Annotated in this window: 12 protein-coding genes; 4 read left to right on the top strand and 8 right to left on the bottom strand. The window is 73.4% G+C overall.

From position 1 onward, the window contains the following. Positions 1-78 precede the first annotated feature (78 nt). Complete coding sequence (locus tag V5O46_RS02010) at positions 79-1,248, top strand: steroid 3-ketoacyl-CoA thiolase (protein WP_332882598.1); 1,170 nt, start codon at positions 79-81, stop codon at positions 1,246-1,248. Between the two features lie 194 nt (positions 1,249-1,442). Next, on the top strand, positions 1,443-2,039 hold the full coding sequence (locus V5O46_RS02005; RefSeq protein ID WP_332882597.1) for an RDD family protein: 597 nt from the start codon (positions 1,443-1,445) through the stop codon (positions 2,037-2,039). A 147-nt stretch (positions 2,040-2,186) separates the two neighbouring features. Here V5O46_RS02005 and V5O46_RS02000 read toward each other — a convergent pair whose 3' ends face one another. From V5O46_RS02000 to V5O46_RS01970, 7 genes are all read right to left on the bottom strand, one after another. Beyond that, entirely contained in the window at positions 2,187-2,600 is a 414-nt protein-coding gene (locus V5O46_RS02000) for an aggregation-promoting factor C-terminal-like domain-containing protein (RefSeq protein WP_332882596.1), read from the bottom strand. A 267-nt stretch (positions 2,601-2,867) separates the two neighbouring features. Then, the gene (locus V5O46_RS01995; protein WP_332882595.1) at positions 2,868-3,773 is read right to left on the bottom strand and encodes an ECF transporter S component; all 906 of its coding nucleotides are present in this window, start codon (positions 3,771-3,773) and stop codon (positions 2,868-2,870) included. Then, positions 3,770-5,782, bottom strand: a complete 2,013-nt coding sequence (locus V5O46_RS01990; RefSeq protein ID WP_332882594.1) for an ABC transporter ATP-binding protein — start codon at positions 5,780-5,782, stop codon at positions 3,770-3,772. The genes V5O46_RS01995 and V5O46_RS01990 overlap by 4 nt, the downstream gene beginning before the upstream one ends. Next, positions 5,779-6,963, bottom strand: coding sequence for an energy-coupling factor transporter transmembrane component T (locus V5O46_RS01985; protein ID WP_332882593.1), 1,185 nt, complete (start codon positions 6,961-6,963; stop codon positions 5,779-5,781). The genes V5O46_RS01990 and V5O46_RS01985 overlap by 4 nt, the downstream gene beginning before the upstream one ends. Beyond that, positions 6,956-7,630: an SCO2322 family protein gene (locus tag V5O46_RS01980; RefSeq protein ID WP_332882592.1), complete on the bottom strand. Its 675-nt coding sequence runs from the start codon at positions 7,628-7,630 to the stop codon at positions 6,956-6,958. Before V5O46_RS01980 ends, V5O46_RS01985 begins: the two co-directional genes overlap by 8 nt. Next, on the bottom strand, positions 7,627-8,874 hold the full coding sequence (locus V5O46_RS01975) for a prenyltransferase/squalene oxidase repeat-containing protein (RefSeq protein WP_332882591.1): 1,248 nt from the start codon (positions 8,872-8,874) through the stop codon (positions 7,627-7,629). Before V5O46_RS01975 ends, V5O46_RS01980 begins: the two co-directional genes overlap by 4 nt. A 370-nt stretch (positions 8,875-9,244) precedes the next feature. Further along, the gene (locus tag V5O46_RS01970) at positions 9,245-10,270 is read right to left on the bottom strand and encodes an MBL fold metallo-hydrolase (RefSeq protein WP_332882590.1); all 1,026 of its coding nucleotides are present in this window, start codon (positions 10,268-10,270) and stop codon (positions 9,245-9,247) included. 147 nt (positions 10,271-10,417) lie between these two features. Here V5O46_RS01970 and V5O46_RS01965 point away from each other — a divergent pair, with 147 nt between their 5' ends. Beyond that, positions 10,418-11,875: an aldehyde dehydrogenase gene (locus tag V5O46_RS01965; protein WP_332882589.1), complete on the top strand. Its 1,458-nt coding sequence runs from the start codon at positions 10,418-10,420 to the stop codon at positions 11,873-11,875. Positions 11,876-11,879: 4 nt separating this feature from the next. Further along, the gene (locus tag V5O46_RS01960; protein WP_332882588.1) at positions 11,880-12,113 is read left to right on the top strand and encodes a ferredoxin; all 234 of its coding nucleotides are present in this window, start codon (positions 11,880-11,882) and stop codon (positions 12,111-12,113) included. A 470-nt stretch (positions 12,114-12,583) separates the two neighbouring features. On the opposite strand, the gene V5O46_RS01955 is transcribed toward V5O46_RS01960, so the two are convergent. Next, the gene (locus tag V5O46_RS01955) at positions 12,584-13,222 is read right to left on the bottom strand and encodes a TetR family transcriptional regulator (RefSeq protein ID WP_408648866.1); all 639 of its coding nucleotides are present in this window, start codon (positions 13,220-13,222) and stop codon (positions 12,584-12,586) included. Between the last annotated feature and the right edge of the window lie 68 nt (positions 13,223-13,290).

Below are 13,290 nucleotides of genomic sequence, written 5' to 3'. Positions count from 1 at the left end.
CCCCCGTTCCCTGTCCCGCATCCCCTCGTCCGTCCCTCGTCCCCCAGATCCCCAGATCTCCGGAGAGGACCCACCCCCATGGCCGCCGAACCCGTGATCGTGGAAGCCGTACGCACTCCCATCGGCAAGCGCGGCGGCGCGCTCGCCAATCTCCACCCCGCCTACCTCCTCGGCGAGACCTACCGCGAACTCCTGGGCCGCACCGGCATCCCCGCCGACTGCGTCGAGCAGATCGCCGGCGGGACCGTCACGCACGCCGGCGAGCAGTCCATGAACCCCGCGCGCACCGCCTGGCTCACCGTGGGCCTGCCGTACGAGACCGCGGCGACGACCGTCGACTGCCAGTGCGGGTCCTCCCAGCAAGCCGCGCACATGGTCGCCAACATGGTCGCGGCCGGCGTGATCGACGTGGGGATCAGCTGCGGTGTGGAGGCCATGTCGCGGGTGCCGCTCGGGTCGGGCTCCAGGCACGGACCCGGCCGGCCCTTCCCGGACGAGTGGAACGTGGACCTGCCGAACCAGTTCGAGGCGGCGGAACGGATCGCCCGGCACCGGGGTCTGACCCGCGAGGACGTCGACACGCTCGGGCTGCGCTCCCAGGAACGGGCCGCGCGGGCATGGGCGGAGGAGCGCTTCAAGCGTGAGACGTTCTCCGTGCAGGTCCCCACCACGGAGGAGGAACAGGCGGCAGGGCAGGGCATGTGGCGGCTCGTCGACCGCGACGAGGGGCTGCGCGACACCTCCATGGAGGCGCTGGCCGGCCTGAAGGCCATCATGCCGACGGCCGTGCACACGGCAGGCAACTCCTCCCAGATCAGCGACGGTGCCGCGGCCCTGATGTGGGCCTCGAAGCGGATGGCCCGCGCCCTGAAACTGCGCCCCAGGGCCCGGATCGTGGCCCAGGCGCTGGTCGGCGCCGACCCGCACTTCCACCTCGACGGCCCGATCGACGCGACCAGGGCCGTGCTGGGCAAGGCCGGGATGACCCTCGGGGACATCGACCTCGTCGAGATCAACGAGGCGTTCGCGTCGGTGGTGCTCAGCTGGGCGCGGGTCTTCGGCCAGGACCTGGAGAAGGTCAACGTGAACGGGGGCGCGATCGCGCTGGGCCACCCGGTGGGCGCGACGGGCGCCCGGCTGCTCACCACCGCGCTGCACGAACTGGAGCGCACGGACGGGGAATTCGCACTGGTGACCATGTGTGCCGGGGGAGGGTTGGCTACCGGAACGATTCTGCAACGGCTGTAGCTCCGCCGGATTCCGCCTGGTTCCCCCCGCGCCCCGGAGCGGCATCTGTGAGTCCTGCGAAGAGGGGGTGGGAAACCACCGGGATGTGAATACTGGTCCCGCACACGGGCGTCCGGGCCGCGGGGGTGACTTCTCGCGGCGGGCGACGCCATGCCCGGGGGTGCGCCATGCCCCGGGGGGGATCAGGGGGGGCGATGATCGGAATCATCATGCGCCGGGTGGGGGCCCGGATGATCGACGGGGCCTTCGTCATGCTGCCCACGGCACTTCTGGGCTGGGCGGCGGTGCCGCTGATGAAGGCGGTCCTGGGTTTCCAGCTGCGCGGGCTGGTCCGGAGGGGAGGCGGACGTGTCCTGACGTCCGGCCTGGATGCCGAGGCGGTCAAGGACAGTGCACGGGAATCGGTGGCCCTGCTGGCCAGGACGGCGTCGACCTTCCTGGTCGCACTCGTGCTCTTCGCCATGCTGGTGTGGCTGGTCTACGACTGGCTGGCGCACGCGGCGTTCGGCCGGACCATCGGCAAGGCCGTGTTCGGCCTGAGGGTCGTGCGCTTCGACGGCTCCAAACCCGGGGCCCTGTGCGGTCTGATCCGCGCGGCGGTGCTGATCGGCGCACCCGCAGTGATCCTGCTGTACGGCTGGATGTACGCCCTGGTGGGTCGCACCGACCGTCCGCTCACCTTCCTGGTGACCGAGTGGATCGTCTTCGGAGGGCTCTTCCTGGTCCTGCTGCCGTCGCACCGTGCGCTGCACGACCGGCTGTCGTTCACCCGGGTCTGCTCCACCCGCTGAAGGCGCGACGGCGCCGGGCTCCGGAGCGACGGCCCGGTGGACGCTCCGGGGCGACGGTCCGGTGGACGGGCGCAGGGCACGGTGAAGGCGGCGGCCCCGGGGATCGGGGGCCGCCGCCTTCGGTTCTGCCGTTCCGCTGTGGGCCGGTCAGTACCAGCCGTTGGCCTGCCAGAAGCTCCAGGCGTCGCAGGCGCTGCCGTAGCGGTCCTTCATGTAGTCCATGCCCCACTCGATCTGGGTGGCGGCGTTGGTCTTCCAGTCGGAGCCGGCCGAGGCCATCTTGGTGGCCGGCAGGGCCTGGACCAGGCCGTAGGCGCCGCTGGAGGGGTTGGTGGCGGTGACGTTCCAGTCGCTCTCGTGGTCGACGATCTTGGCGAAGCACGTGTACTCGGCCGAGTTGCCGATCATCTTCTTCGCGGTCGCCTGGGCCGAGGAGGCGGGGGCCGCGGCCTGCGCGGGCGCGGCGGCGATCAGCGTGCCGCAGGTGGCGGCCGCGAGGGCGGCACCGGCCAGGGCCTTCTTCGGGGTGGCGACACGGCGGAGGAGGGAAGCGGCGGTCAAGGTCGAGGCCTTTCGTCGGGTACGGGGGTGTCGTGCACGCCGGGGGCATGCAAGAGCGCCGCGGCCCGTGGGGGCGTTGGCGCCTGGCGACACGTCCAGAGAAACAGGCCGGACCAGGGTCCGCAATCACCCCTTTTGCTAGTGGTGGTCGTATGTGGGGGATTGGTCTGGAGTGTGACCCGCGTCTCAATGTGCAGGTCAGAGGGGTGAGGGGGCGGGCTGCGGCCCAACCCGGGACCTACGATGCCGGGTCGTAGGTGAAGCAGGTCACGTGGGGTGCTTCACCTCGGCCGGGGTCTCGAATGTGACCGGCGCCTCGAAAGCCGCCCGCCGGGTGGCCCGGCGCAGGGCTCTCAGCAGCGGGGCACCGAGGGTCAGGGTGAGCACCACCGTGACGACGGCGCGGCCCAGGTCCCAGCCCATGGACGTGGCCAGGCAGTAGGTGAGGAACCGGGCCAGGTTGGCGGCGGCCGGCGCGTCCGGGTCGAAGGCGATGTTCGAGGCCAGGGTGTCCATGAACGGCCAGCCCTGCATGTTCATCACCGTGCCGTAGGCGAACGCCGCAGCGAAGCCGTACACCGCCAGCATCACCAGCTCCGTACGGCCCCGCAGCCGGTCCGGGAACGGCAGCAGACCCGCGCCCGTCGTGAACCAGCCCATCGCCAGCATCTGGAACGGCATCCACGGCCCCACCCCGCCCGTGAGCAGCGCGGACGCGAACATCGTGACCGAGCCGAGGACGAAGCCGAAGCCGGGGCCGAGAACCCTGCCGCTGAGGACCATCAGGAAGAACATGGGTTCCAGGCCGGCCGTCCCCGCACCCAGCGGGCGCAGCGCCGCACCGGTCGCGGCGAGCACGCCCAGCATGGCCACGGCCTTCGGGCCGAGTCCCGCCTCGGAGACCGTCGCCGCCACCACGGCCACGAGCAGGACGAGGAGCCCCGCGAACAGCCAGGGTGCGTCCTGGGAGTGCGCATTGACCTGAGAGGCGGGCGGAGACAGGAACGGCCAGCCGAAACCGGCCACACCCACCGCACTGACCAGTGCGAGGGCCGCTGTGGAGCGGGGGCCCAGCCGGATCGCGCGGGCCTGCCGCTGCTGCGCGGGCGGCGAGAAGGACCGCGGCGGGGGCGACGACGGGGACGCCGGTGGGGTCGACGACAAGGGGGTCATGACAGCGCCTTCCGGACCTCGGCCACCGTCAGCCACTTCTGCGGGGCGAGGATCTTCGCGACCTGCGGAGCGAACGACGGCGACGCCACCGCCACGTCCGCCGTCGGGCCGTCGGCGATCACCTCGCCCTGGGCGAGCAGCACGACCCGGTGGGCCAGCTCGACGGCCAGCTCCACGTCGTGCGTGGCCAGCACGATCGCATGGCCCTCGGCCGCCAGTCCGCGCAGGATCCCGGCCAGCCGCGCCTTCGCCGCGTAGTCCAGGCCGCGCGTCGGCTCGTCCAGCAGGAGCAGCGGCGGGCGAGCCGTCAGGACCACCGCCAGGGCCAGGGTCAGCCGCTGGCCCTCCGACAGATCGCGCGGGTGGGTGTCGTCGGCGACACCGGGGAGCAGTTCCGACAGCAGCGACCGGCAGGTGCCGGGGGCGGCGTCCGCGTCCGCGTCGGCCGCCGTGCACTCGGCGGCGACTGTGTCGGCGTACAGCAGATCGCGGGGCTCCTGCGGGACCAGTCCGACCCGGCGGACGAGCTCCCGGGGCGCGGTGCGGTGCGGGACCGCGCCGGAGGTGCGGACGGTGCCGGAGGACGGCGCCACCATGCCCACGAGGGTGGACAGGAGTGTGGACTTGCCCGCGCCGTTGCGGCCCATGAGCGCGACGGTCTCGCCCGGGGAGACGGTCAGGCCGATGTCGTGCAGAGCCTCGATCCGCCCCCGGCGGACCGAGAGGGAGCGGGTCTCGGCGGCCGGGCCGGCGGGGGTGGGGGCGGAGTCGGTCCGGGACTTCCCCCGGCCTCCGCGGAATCCCCGGAGGAGGGAGGAGCGGCGTGCGGGGACGGTGTCCCCCCTGGCGGGGGGCGCGGGCTTCGGGCGATCGGCCGGGGAGCCGGCGCGCGGCACCCGCACGTCCGCACCGGCCGCCGCTCCTTCGGCGCGGTCCGCCGTGTCCGCCCGGCTCGCCTGGCCCGGCTGGTCCGCCTGGTCCGGCTGGCTCATCTGGCTCGTCTGGTCCGTCCGGTCTGCCCGGCTCGTTCGGTCCGTCTGGTCTGCTTGGCTCGCCTGGTCCGTCTGGTCCATCCGGCCCGTCTGGTCCGCCTGGCTCGCCTGGTCCGTCCGGTCTGCCTGGCTCGTTCGGTCCGCCTCGCTTGCTGTGTCCGCCCTGCCGGCCCGGTCGGTCCTGCCGGCCCGGTCGGTCCGGGTGGCCAGGTGTTCCCGCAGCGGGGCGGCCCGGCGGCGGGCGTCGCGGATGGTCAGCGGCAGTGGGGACCAGCCGGCCAGGAGGCCCAGGTCCACCACCGGCGGGCAGACCGGCGAGACGGCCATCACCTCGGCCGGTGGGCCCACCACCGGCGCCGCACCCGGCTCCGGCAGCAGGACGACCTGGTCGGCGTACTGGATCACGCGCTCCAGGCGGTGCTCGGCCAGCAGGACCGTGGTGCCGAGGTCGTGCACCAGGCGCTGCAGGACCGCCAGGACCTCCTCCGCCGCGGCCGGGTCCAGAGCGGACGTCGGCTCGTCCAGGACCAGCACCTCGGGGTGCGGGGTGAGGACCGAACCGATCGCGACCCGCTGGCGCTGGCCGCCGGAGAGCGTGCCGATCGGGCGGTCGCGCAGGTCCGCCAGTCCGAGGAGGTCGAGGGTCTCCTCCACCCGGCGGCGCATCACCTCCGGCGCCAGGCCCAGCGACTCCATGCCGTAGGCCAGTTCCTCCTCCACCGTGTCCGTCACGAAGTGGGCGAGCGGATCCTGGCCCACCGTGCCGACGAGGTCGGCCAGGTCGCGCGGCTTGTGGGTGCGGGTGTCACGGCCGGCCACGGTGACCCTGCCGTGCAGGGTGCCGCCGGTGAAGTGCGGGACCAGGCCGCTGACGGCACCGAGCAGCGTGGACTTGCCGACGCCCGACGGACCGACGAGCAGTACGAGTTCGCCCTCGGGGACGGTGAGGTCGACGCCGCGGACGGTGGGTTCGCTCGCTCCGTCGTACGTCACGGAGACGTTCTCGAAGCGGATCACGACGGCTCCTTGGTGGGCTGTACAGCGAGAGTGGTTGCGGGGGCGGGGGTGACGAAGGCGGGCAGCAGTCCGAGCAGGACGGCCGCGGCCGGCCACAGCGGGAGGGTGGGGGCGACCAGCGGGACCGTGCCCGGGTTCAGCGCCGCCGGGTCACGGGCCGCCGCCACGGCGAGCAGGGCCGCGACCGCCGCGCCGGACCCGGCGACCAGCCAGGCGCGCACGTCCCAGCGGTCCGGGCGGTAGCGGGTGCGCGGCGAGCGCCGGCCGCCCAGCCACAGTCCTGCGAGGGCGGCGGCGAGTCCGGCGAGCAGGACCGGGAGTCCGTAGCTGCCGCCGGCCGCGGTCAGCACGCCGTACGTCCCGGCGCAGACGCCGAGCAGGCCGGTCAGGGTGAGGGCGGCGGTGGTACGGCGTACGGCGGCGGGGACCTGCGCGGTACGGCCGTAGCCGCGGGCGTCCATCGCGGCGGCCAGTGCGACGGAGCGCTCCAGGGCGCCCTCCAGCACCGGCAGCCCGACCTGGAGCACGCCCCGGACCCCCCGGTCCGGACGGCCGCGCAGACGGCGGGCGGAGCGCAGGCGATGGACGTCGGCGATCAGGTTCGGGGCGAAGGTGAGGGCGACCACGACGGCGACACCGACCTCGTAGAGCGCACCGGGGAGGGACTTCAGCAGGCGGGAGGGGTTGGCGAGGGCGTTCGCGGCGCCTACGCAGATCAGCAGGGCGGCCAGCCTTGTGGCTTCGTAGAGGGCGAAGGCGAGACCCTCCGCGGTGACCTTGCCGCCGAGGCGGATGCCCTGCGCCCAGTCCGGGAGCGGGATCTCGGGGAGGGTGACGATCACCTGGGTGCCGGGGACGGCCGAGCCGAAGAGGACCGTGAAGACGAGCCGGATGGCGAGGACGGCCAGGGCCAGCTTCACGAAGGCGCCGTAGGAGCGGGCCCAGGGGGCGTCCGGCCGGCGGGCCGTCACCACGTAGGCGGAGACCGCGATGAGGAGGGCGAGGAGGAGCGGGTTGGTCGTGCGGGTGGCGGCGACGCCCAGGCCGAGCGCCCAGAGCCACCAGGCGCCGGGATGGGCCGATGCGCGGCTGGGGTGCGGGCGGGTGCTCGGTGCGGTTGCCGGCGCCGGCAAGGTGCCGCCCGGTGCGCGGCGGTCCGCTTGCCGGGCGCCGCTATCCATTCCTGCGCCGCCGCGCCTGCCATGCCGCTGCCGTGCCCAGGGCCGCCACCGCGGCGATGCCGGCGACCAGGCCCACCGACGGGCCGCCGTCGTCCGAGGCCCGGCCGGCCGTCGCCGCCGCGCCCGGGGTCGCGGTGCTCGTCTCCGGCTTCCGCTCCTGCGACACCTGCTCCCCGCACCCCTTCTGCGGATAGCCCGTGATGGCGCACAGCAGCGCGCTGGCGTTGTAGCGGAGCGGGCCGGCGACGGCGGCGAGGGCGTCGGCCGTCGTCGCCTCGGGGGATATGCGCGCGCACGCCGTACGGCCGTCCGGCGGGGTCTCGCCGGACGGCGCGTCGGACGCCGTACCGAAGTCGAGGACCAGCGCCACCCGCTTGGTGCCCGCCTTCTCGGGCGTCTGCGCGCAGATCGTCGCGAAGTCGGCGGTGCCGCGCGGCTTGGCGGCGTCCTGCGAGTTCTCGCTCACCGCGAAACGGAAGCCCTGGACGGCGCCGTCGGAGGGGCGGGCCGTGGACGGGCCCTGCGTGGCGTACACCCAACTGCCGCCGTCGCGCTCCCAGAAGGACCAGTAGCGGTAGCCGACGGCCTGCGCCTGACCGGCGCCCCCGATGACACTGCAGGTCAGCAGGAGCGCGGCCAGGGCCGAGAGCGCGACGCGGCGGATCACGACCGCTGCTTCCGCTTGCGTCCGCTGATCAGGATGCCGATGCCGATACCGGCGACGAGGCAGACGCCGACGAACCACCAGACGCCGAAGCCGGAGCCGTCGCCCGCCTTCTCGTCCTTCTCCGCCTTGTCGGTGTCGTCGTTCTTCTGCTCGCCCCTGTCCTCCGCCGCCTGCGGGGCCGGACCGGTCGCGTTCAGCTGCTGCACCAGGTCGACGCCGCCGAAGTCGCGCGGGTCGCTGCCCGTGGCGTGGGCGGCGAGGATCAGCTGGGCGTAGGCGGCCGGTCCGGACTGCTCGGCCCAGTCGCCGGCGTTCTGCTGGAGCCAGCGCAGCGGCTTCTGAGCCTGCGCCGTGCCGCCCTGCGCGGCGAGCGCGACGACCGCGTCGGCGGTGTTGCCGTAGTCCGGCTGTTCGGCGGAGCCGCCGAGCGCGGAGGTCAGATGACCCTTGTCGGCGACGGCACGGGCGAGATACGCGGCGCCGTTCGCGGCGGCCTGTTCCCGGCTCGGCTGGTCCGTGGCCGTGCAGGTGGCCTCCGTCGCCGTCTTGGCGGCGGACGTCACCAGGCCCTTGCCGAGCACGCCGAGGACTCCGGCGGCGGTGGCGTCCGTGTTGGGGCTGAGCTTGCCCTCCTGGTCCGGGAAGGCGAACGCGCCGCGGGTGTCGCCGCCGCAGGGCAGAGCGAGCCCCGCCAGGGCGTCGTACGGGGACTTGCCGTCCTTGACGACCTGTTCCGGCTGTTCACCGACGGCGGCGAGCGCGCCGACGACCAGGGAGGTGGAGTTGGGCTCGCTGGCGCTGCCGGGGGCGTAGCTCCAGCCGCCGTCCTCGTTCTGCACCGACTTCAGCCAGTCGACGGCCTTGCCGGTGACGGCCTCGTGCCCGCCGAGCGCGGTGAGTGCCTGGACCGCGACGGCCGTGCTGTTGGTGTCGACCATGACCTCGGCGTCGCAGTCCGCCGCCGGGTCGGCGCGGAAGGAGGCGAACGCGCCGTTCGCGCACTGCTGGCCGGTCAGCCACCGCACGGCCTGTCCGGCCGGTTTCACCCCGGCCGTGTCCTGGGCCAGCAGGGCCAGGGACTGGCGCCAGACGCCGTCGTAGGTCGGGTCGGCCGTGCCGTACAGGCCCTTCGGCGTCGATGCCGGGGCGGAGGGCGACGGGTCGGCGGCGACCGCGGGCGCGGCGGCGGCGCCGACCACGGCTATGGCGGCCAGGGCCGCGGCACTACGGCGGCGGACATTCATGATCGGCGGTGCCTTTCACTGCGGGGAACCGGGCAGCAGGGGGCACCGGCCCCCGGCGGCTCGGCTCCGTATACCTCGACGGTGCCCGTGCACGGCGGGCGCCGGGCACGTGAGCCGGTCACGGTCCCGTCCCGGGGCGATCCGGCTCGCCGCACCCCGCGAAGCCCTGGGCGGCAGGCGCCGGAGAGGCCTTCGGTGCGGCTCACGGATGGGGGTACCTCCCAGGCCCTTCAGGCAATGAGGGAGGGTCAACGCCGGAATTGCACCGGCTTTCCCCCGTACGGGTGTGATGACGACCCGGCCACTTTACCCGCCACCACGGAACCGCCCCCTGGGGCACAGATCACACCGCCGAACGCCGCCGGACCGCTCACGCCGCGATGTATGCCACCGGATCGCTGCCCGGCACCGGCTGCACCCGGTCCAGCTTCACCAGGTGGCGCAGATGAGCCTCGGCCTCGGCCACGGCGATGTTCCGCGAGCCGTGGGGGATCTCGGCCCAGGGGCGGTTCCACTCCATGCGCTCGGCGAGCTGCCAGGGTGTCAGCGGGCCGGTGAGCAGGGCGAGTACGCCGGTGAGCCGTTCGGCGTGGTGGGCGAGCAGCAGGCGGACCCGGCCGGCGGCGTCGTCGAAGGCGTGCTGGTGGGCGGGGAGCACCTCGGCGGGGGTGAGCCGGCCGACGCGCTCCAGCGAGTCGAGGTAGTCGCCGAGCGGGTCGGTCATGGTGGTGTCGTCCGGGTCCTCGTAGAGGCCGATGTGGGGGGTGATGCCGGGCAGCAGGTGGTCGCCGGAGAAGAGGCGGCCGTGGCCGGTGCGGTCCGAGGGGTGGTGTTCCTCCAGGTGCAGGCAGACATGGCCGGGGGTGTGGCCCGGAGTCCAGATCGCGCGCAGCCGGCGGCCGGGCAGGTCGAGGAGTCCGCCCGGGACGATCTCCCGGTCGGGGAGGGCGGGGGAGAGGCCGGGGAGGGCGTCGGCGGGGGCCGCGCGCAGGGGGGCCACGTGGTGCTCCGGGGCGCCGGCGGCGGTGAGTCTGGCGGCCAGGTACGTCAGCCACCGGCCGGGGCGGGCGGCCCGGGTGCGGCGGACGACCGCGGCGTCCGCGGGGTGCAGTGCGATCCAGGCCCCGGAGGCCTCGCGCACCCGGCCGGACAGCCCGTGGTGGTCGGGGTGGTGATGGGTGACCACGACACCGAGGATCTCGGCGACCGAGGTGCCGCAGGCCGTGAGCCCCGCGGTGAGCGCCTCCCAGGAGGCGGGATCGTCCCAGCCGGTGTCGACCAGCACCGGGCCGCGGTCGGTGTCGACGACGTACACCAGGGTGTGGCCGAGCGGGTTGTCCGGGATGGGGACGCGCAGTGAGCGGACGCCTCCGCCGTGGTCGTACACCGGTGCCATGGGCTTCCCCCGTCCTCCGGACGTCCTCGCGGTCGTCGTACGGCCATTGCCCACTATAACTAGAACTGGTATCAGTCCTGATGGATCGTCAGGAACAGGGGACGGTCCGGCAGACGTGACGGACAACGGCTCCGGGAGGCGACCGCCATGACCGAGCGCGTGGAACACGGACGGCTGTTCATCGGCGGGCAGTGGGCCGATCCGCTGGGCGAGGACGTCATCGAGGTCGTCTCCCCGCACACCGAGGAGGCCCTCGGGCGGGTGCCGCACGCCTGCGCCGCCGACGTGGACCGGGCCGTCGCCGCCGCCCGGCGGGCGTTCGACGAGGGGCCCTGGCCGCGCACCGGCCTGGCGGAGCGGATCGAGGTCGTCACCCGGATCAAGGACGGCGTCGCCGCCCGGCACGAGGAGATCGCCCGCCTGGTCTCGGCACAGAACGGATCGCCGTACTCCTGGAGCGTCCTGGCCCAGGCCCTCGGCGCGGTGATGGTGTGGGACGCGGCGATCACGGTCGCGCGCGACTTCCCCTACGAGGAGGCCCGCTCCGGGGTGCTCGGCCCGATCCTGGTGCGGCGCGAGCCGGTCGGGGTCGTCGCGGCCGTCGTGCCGTGGAACGTCCCGCAGTTCACCGCCGCCGCCAAGCTGGCGCCCGCGCTGCTCGCGGGCTGCACGGCGGTGCTCAAGCCGTCCCCCGAGTCACCGCTGGACGCCTACGTCCTGGCGGAGATCGCCCGCGAGGCCGGACTGCCGGAGGGCGTGCTGTCGGTCCTGCCCGCCGACCGGGAGGTCAGTGAGTACCTCGTCGGGCACCCCGGTGTCGACAAGGTCTCCTTCACCGGGTCGGTCGCGGCCGGGAAGCGCGTGATGGAGGTCGCGGCCCGCAACCTCACCCGGGTCACCCTGGAACTGGGCGGCAAGTCCGCGGCCGTGGTGCTGCCGGACGCCGACGTCGAGCAGACGGTCGCCGGGATCGTGCCCGCGGCCTGGATGAACAACGGGCAGGCCTGCGTCGCCCAGACCCGCGTCCTGCTGCCCCGCTCCCGCTACGACGAGTTCGCCGAGGCCCTCGCCGTGGCCGCCGGGGCCCTGGTGGTCGGCGACCCGCTGGATCCGGCGACGCAGATCGGCCCGCTGGTCGCCCGGCGCCAGCAGCGTCGCAGCATGGACTACATCCGCCTGGGCCAGGAGGAGGGCGCGAAGATCCTCACCGGCGGCGGGCGTCCGCCCGGCCTCGACCGGGGCTGGTACGTGGAGCCGACGCTCTTCGGCGACGTCGGAAACGGCATGCGGATCGCGCGCGAGGAGATCTTCGGGCCGGTGGTCTGCCTCGTCCCCTACGGTGACGAGAGCGAGGCCGTGAAGATCGCCGACGACTCCGAGTACGGGCTCAGCGGCAGTGTGTGGACGGCCGACACCGAGCGCGGCATCGAGGTCGCCCGCAGGGTCCGTACCGGTACCTACTCCGTCAACACCTTCAGCCTGGACATGCTCGGGCCGTTCGGCGGCTACAAGAACTCCGGACTCGGGCGGGAGTTCGGTCCGGAGGGCTACGGCGAGTTCCTGGAGCACAAGATGATCCATCTGCCGGCGGGCCGGGAGGGGTGACGCCATGGGCGACCGCTGGCGGGTGGAGACCGACCGCACCGTCTGTATCGGCTCCGCCCAGTGCGTGCACCACGCGCCGGACGGCTTCCGTCTCGACAGCGGACGGCAGTCCCGCCCCGTCGGACCCGAGACGGACGCCGACGAACGCGTCCTGGAGGCGGCGGAGAGCTGCCCGGTGGAGGCCATCACGATCACGCTGCTGGGGAGCGGGGAGCCGGTGTTCCCGCCGGAGGAATAATGAGGAACAGGAACAGGAACAGGAACAGGAACAGGAACAGGAACAGGAACAGGAACAGGAACAGGAACAGGAACAGGCACAGGGGCTGTCCGCCGCCGGGCAGACCCGTGGTCCATGTCCTCGAGCGGGGGTTCGGCCCTTCACTCGTGTCTCTCGGGAACCACTCCCGCCTCAGAGACCCCCCTCGTCCCTACTTCAGAATTTTGCGATTCAGGAGGTTCTGTCCGCCTGTGGGAGTTCTATCCTGGGAAGTGGCCTACGGGACGAGTGAGGGAGTCCGACCGGAGTAGCCGACTCTGGCGGGAGGCGCAAGCCTCCGCCGGTGCCGACGTCGACGGTAGGGCTGAGAGGCCTGACGGCAGCAGCAGGGCCTGAAGGCGACCCCCAGTCACCTGATCCGGACCATGCCGGCGAAGGGAACCCGTCTCGTAGGTCTCTCTGTGTGCCCAGGTCGCTTCCGTGCGCCCGGGTCACTCCTGGACGCCGGGCTCCGTCAGGTCGATCAGCCGGCACACCGTCTCGATGTCGATCTTCACCTGGGCGATCGAGGCCCGGCCGGACAGCCAGGTGATCAGCGCCGAGTGCCAGGTGTGCTCGATGACCCGCACCGCGGACAGCTGCTGGGGGGTGGGGTCCTGAAGGTCCATGGCGTCCAGGATGATCGCCGTGGTCTGCCGGGAGACCTGGTCGACCTCGGGCGAGACGCTGCGGTCGGCGAAGGTCAGCGCCCTGACCATCGCGTCGGCGAGATGCGGCTCGCGCTGCAGTGCGCGGAAGGCCCGCATCAGGGTCTGCGCCACCCGCTCCGCCGCGGTGTCGCCCGCCGGCGGCTTCTTCCGCAACGTGCCGTGCATGTGCTCCAGCTGGTCCTGCATCGTCGCGACCAGCAGATGGATCTTGGAAGGGAAGTAGCGGTACAGGGTGCCGAGCGCCACCTGCGAGGTCTCCGCCACCTCGCGCATCTGTACCGCGTCGAAGCCGCCCCGGCTGGCCAGCCGGGCGCTGGCGTGCAGGATGCGGCGCCGGCGTGCCTCCTGGCGCTCGGTCAGGGCCGGGGCCTCGGGGCGGGTGCCGATGTCCGCCCTGGTCACCTTGGTCACGTTGGCCACCTTGTTCGCCTTGGCCGCCGTGGCGCGAATCACCTGATCCACTGGTCACAGCGTCCCTACCTGCCGGT

It is taken from the genome of Streptomyces poriticola (assembly GCF_036689765.1).
In the GTDB taxonomy this organism is placed as follows: domain Bacteria; phylum Actinomycetota; class Actinomycetes; order Streptomycetales; family Streptomycetaceae; genus Streptomyces; species Streptomyces poriticola.
The sequence above is the reverse complement of the archived record's forward strand: the minus strand, read 5'-3'. Positions and strand labels throughout refer to the sequence as shown.

Bases quoted from the DNA above. Each gene is read 5' to 3' on its own strand.
- V5O46_RS01975 (WP_332882591.1), bottom strand. From the start codon at position 8,874: ATGAATGTCCGCCGCCGTAGTGCCGCGGCCCTGGCCGCCATAGCCGTG.
- V5O46_RS01965 (WP_332882589.1), top strand. From the start codon at position 10,418: ATGACCGAGCGCGTGGAACACGGACGGCTGTTCATCGGCGGGCAGTGG.
- V5O46_RS01970 (WP_332882590.1), bottom strand. From the start codon at position 10,270: ATGGCACCGGTGTACGACCACGGCGGAGGCGTCCGCTCACTGCGCGTC.
- V5O46_RS02005 (WP_332882597.1), top strand. From the start codon at position 1,443: ATGATCGGAATCATCATGCGCCGGGTGGGGGCCCGGATGATCGACGGG.
- V5O46_RS01960 (WP_332882588.1), top strand. From the start codon at position 11,880: ATGGGCGACCGCTGGCGGGTGGAGACCGACCGCACCGTCTGTATCGGC.
- V5O46_RS01995 (WP_332882595.1), bottom strand. From the start codon at position 3,773: ATGACCCCCTTGTCGTCGACCCCACCGGCGTCCCCGTCGTCGCCCCCG.
- V5O46_RS02010 (WP_332882598.1), top strand. From the start codon at position 79: ATGGCCGCCGAACCCGTGATCGTGGAAGCCGTACGCACTCCCATCGGC.
- V5O46_RS01985 (WP_332882593.1), bottom strand. From the start codon at position 6,963: ATGGATAGCGGCGCCCGGCAAGCGGACCGCCGCGCACCGGGCGGCACC.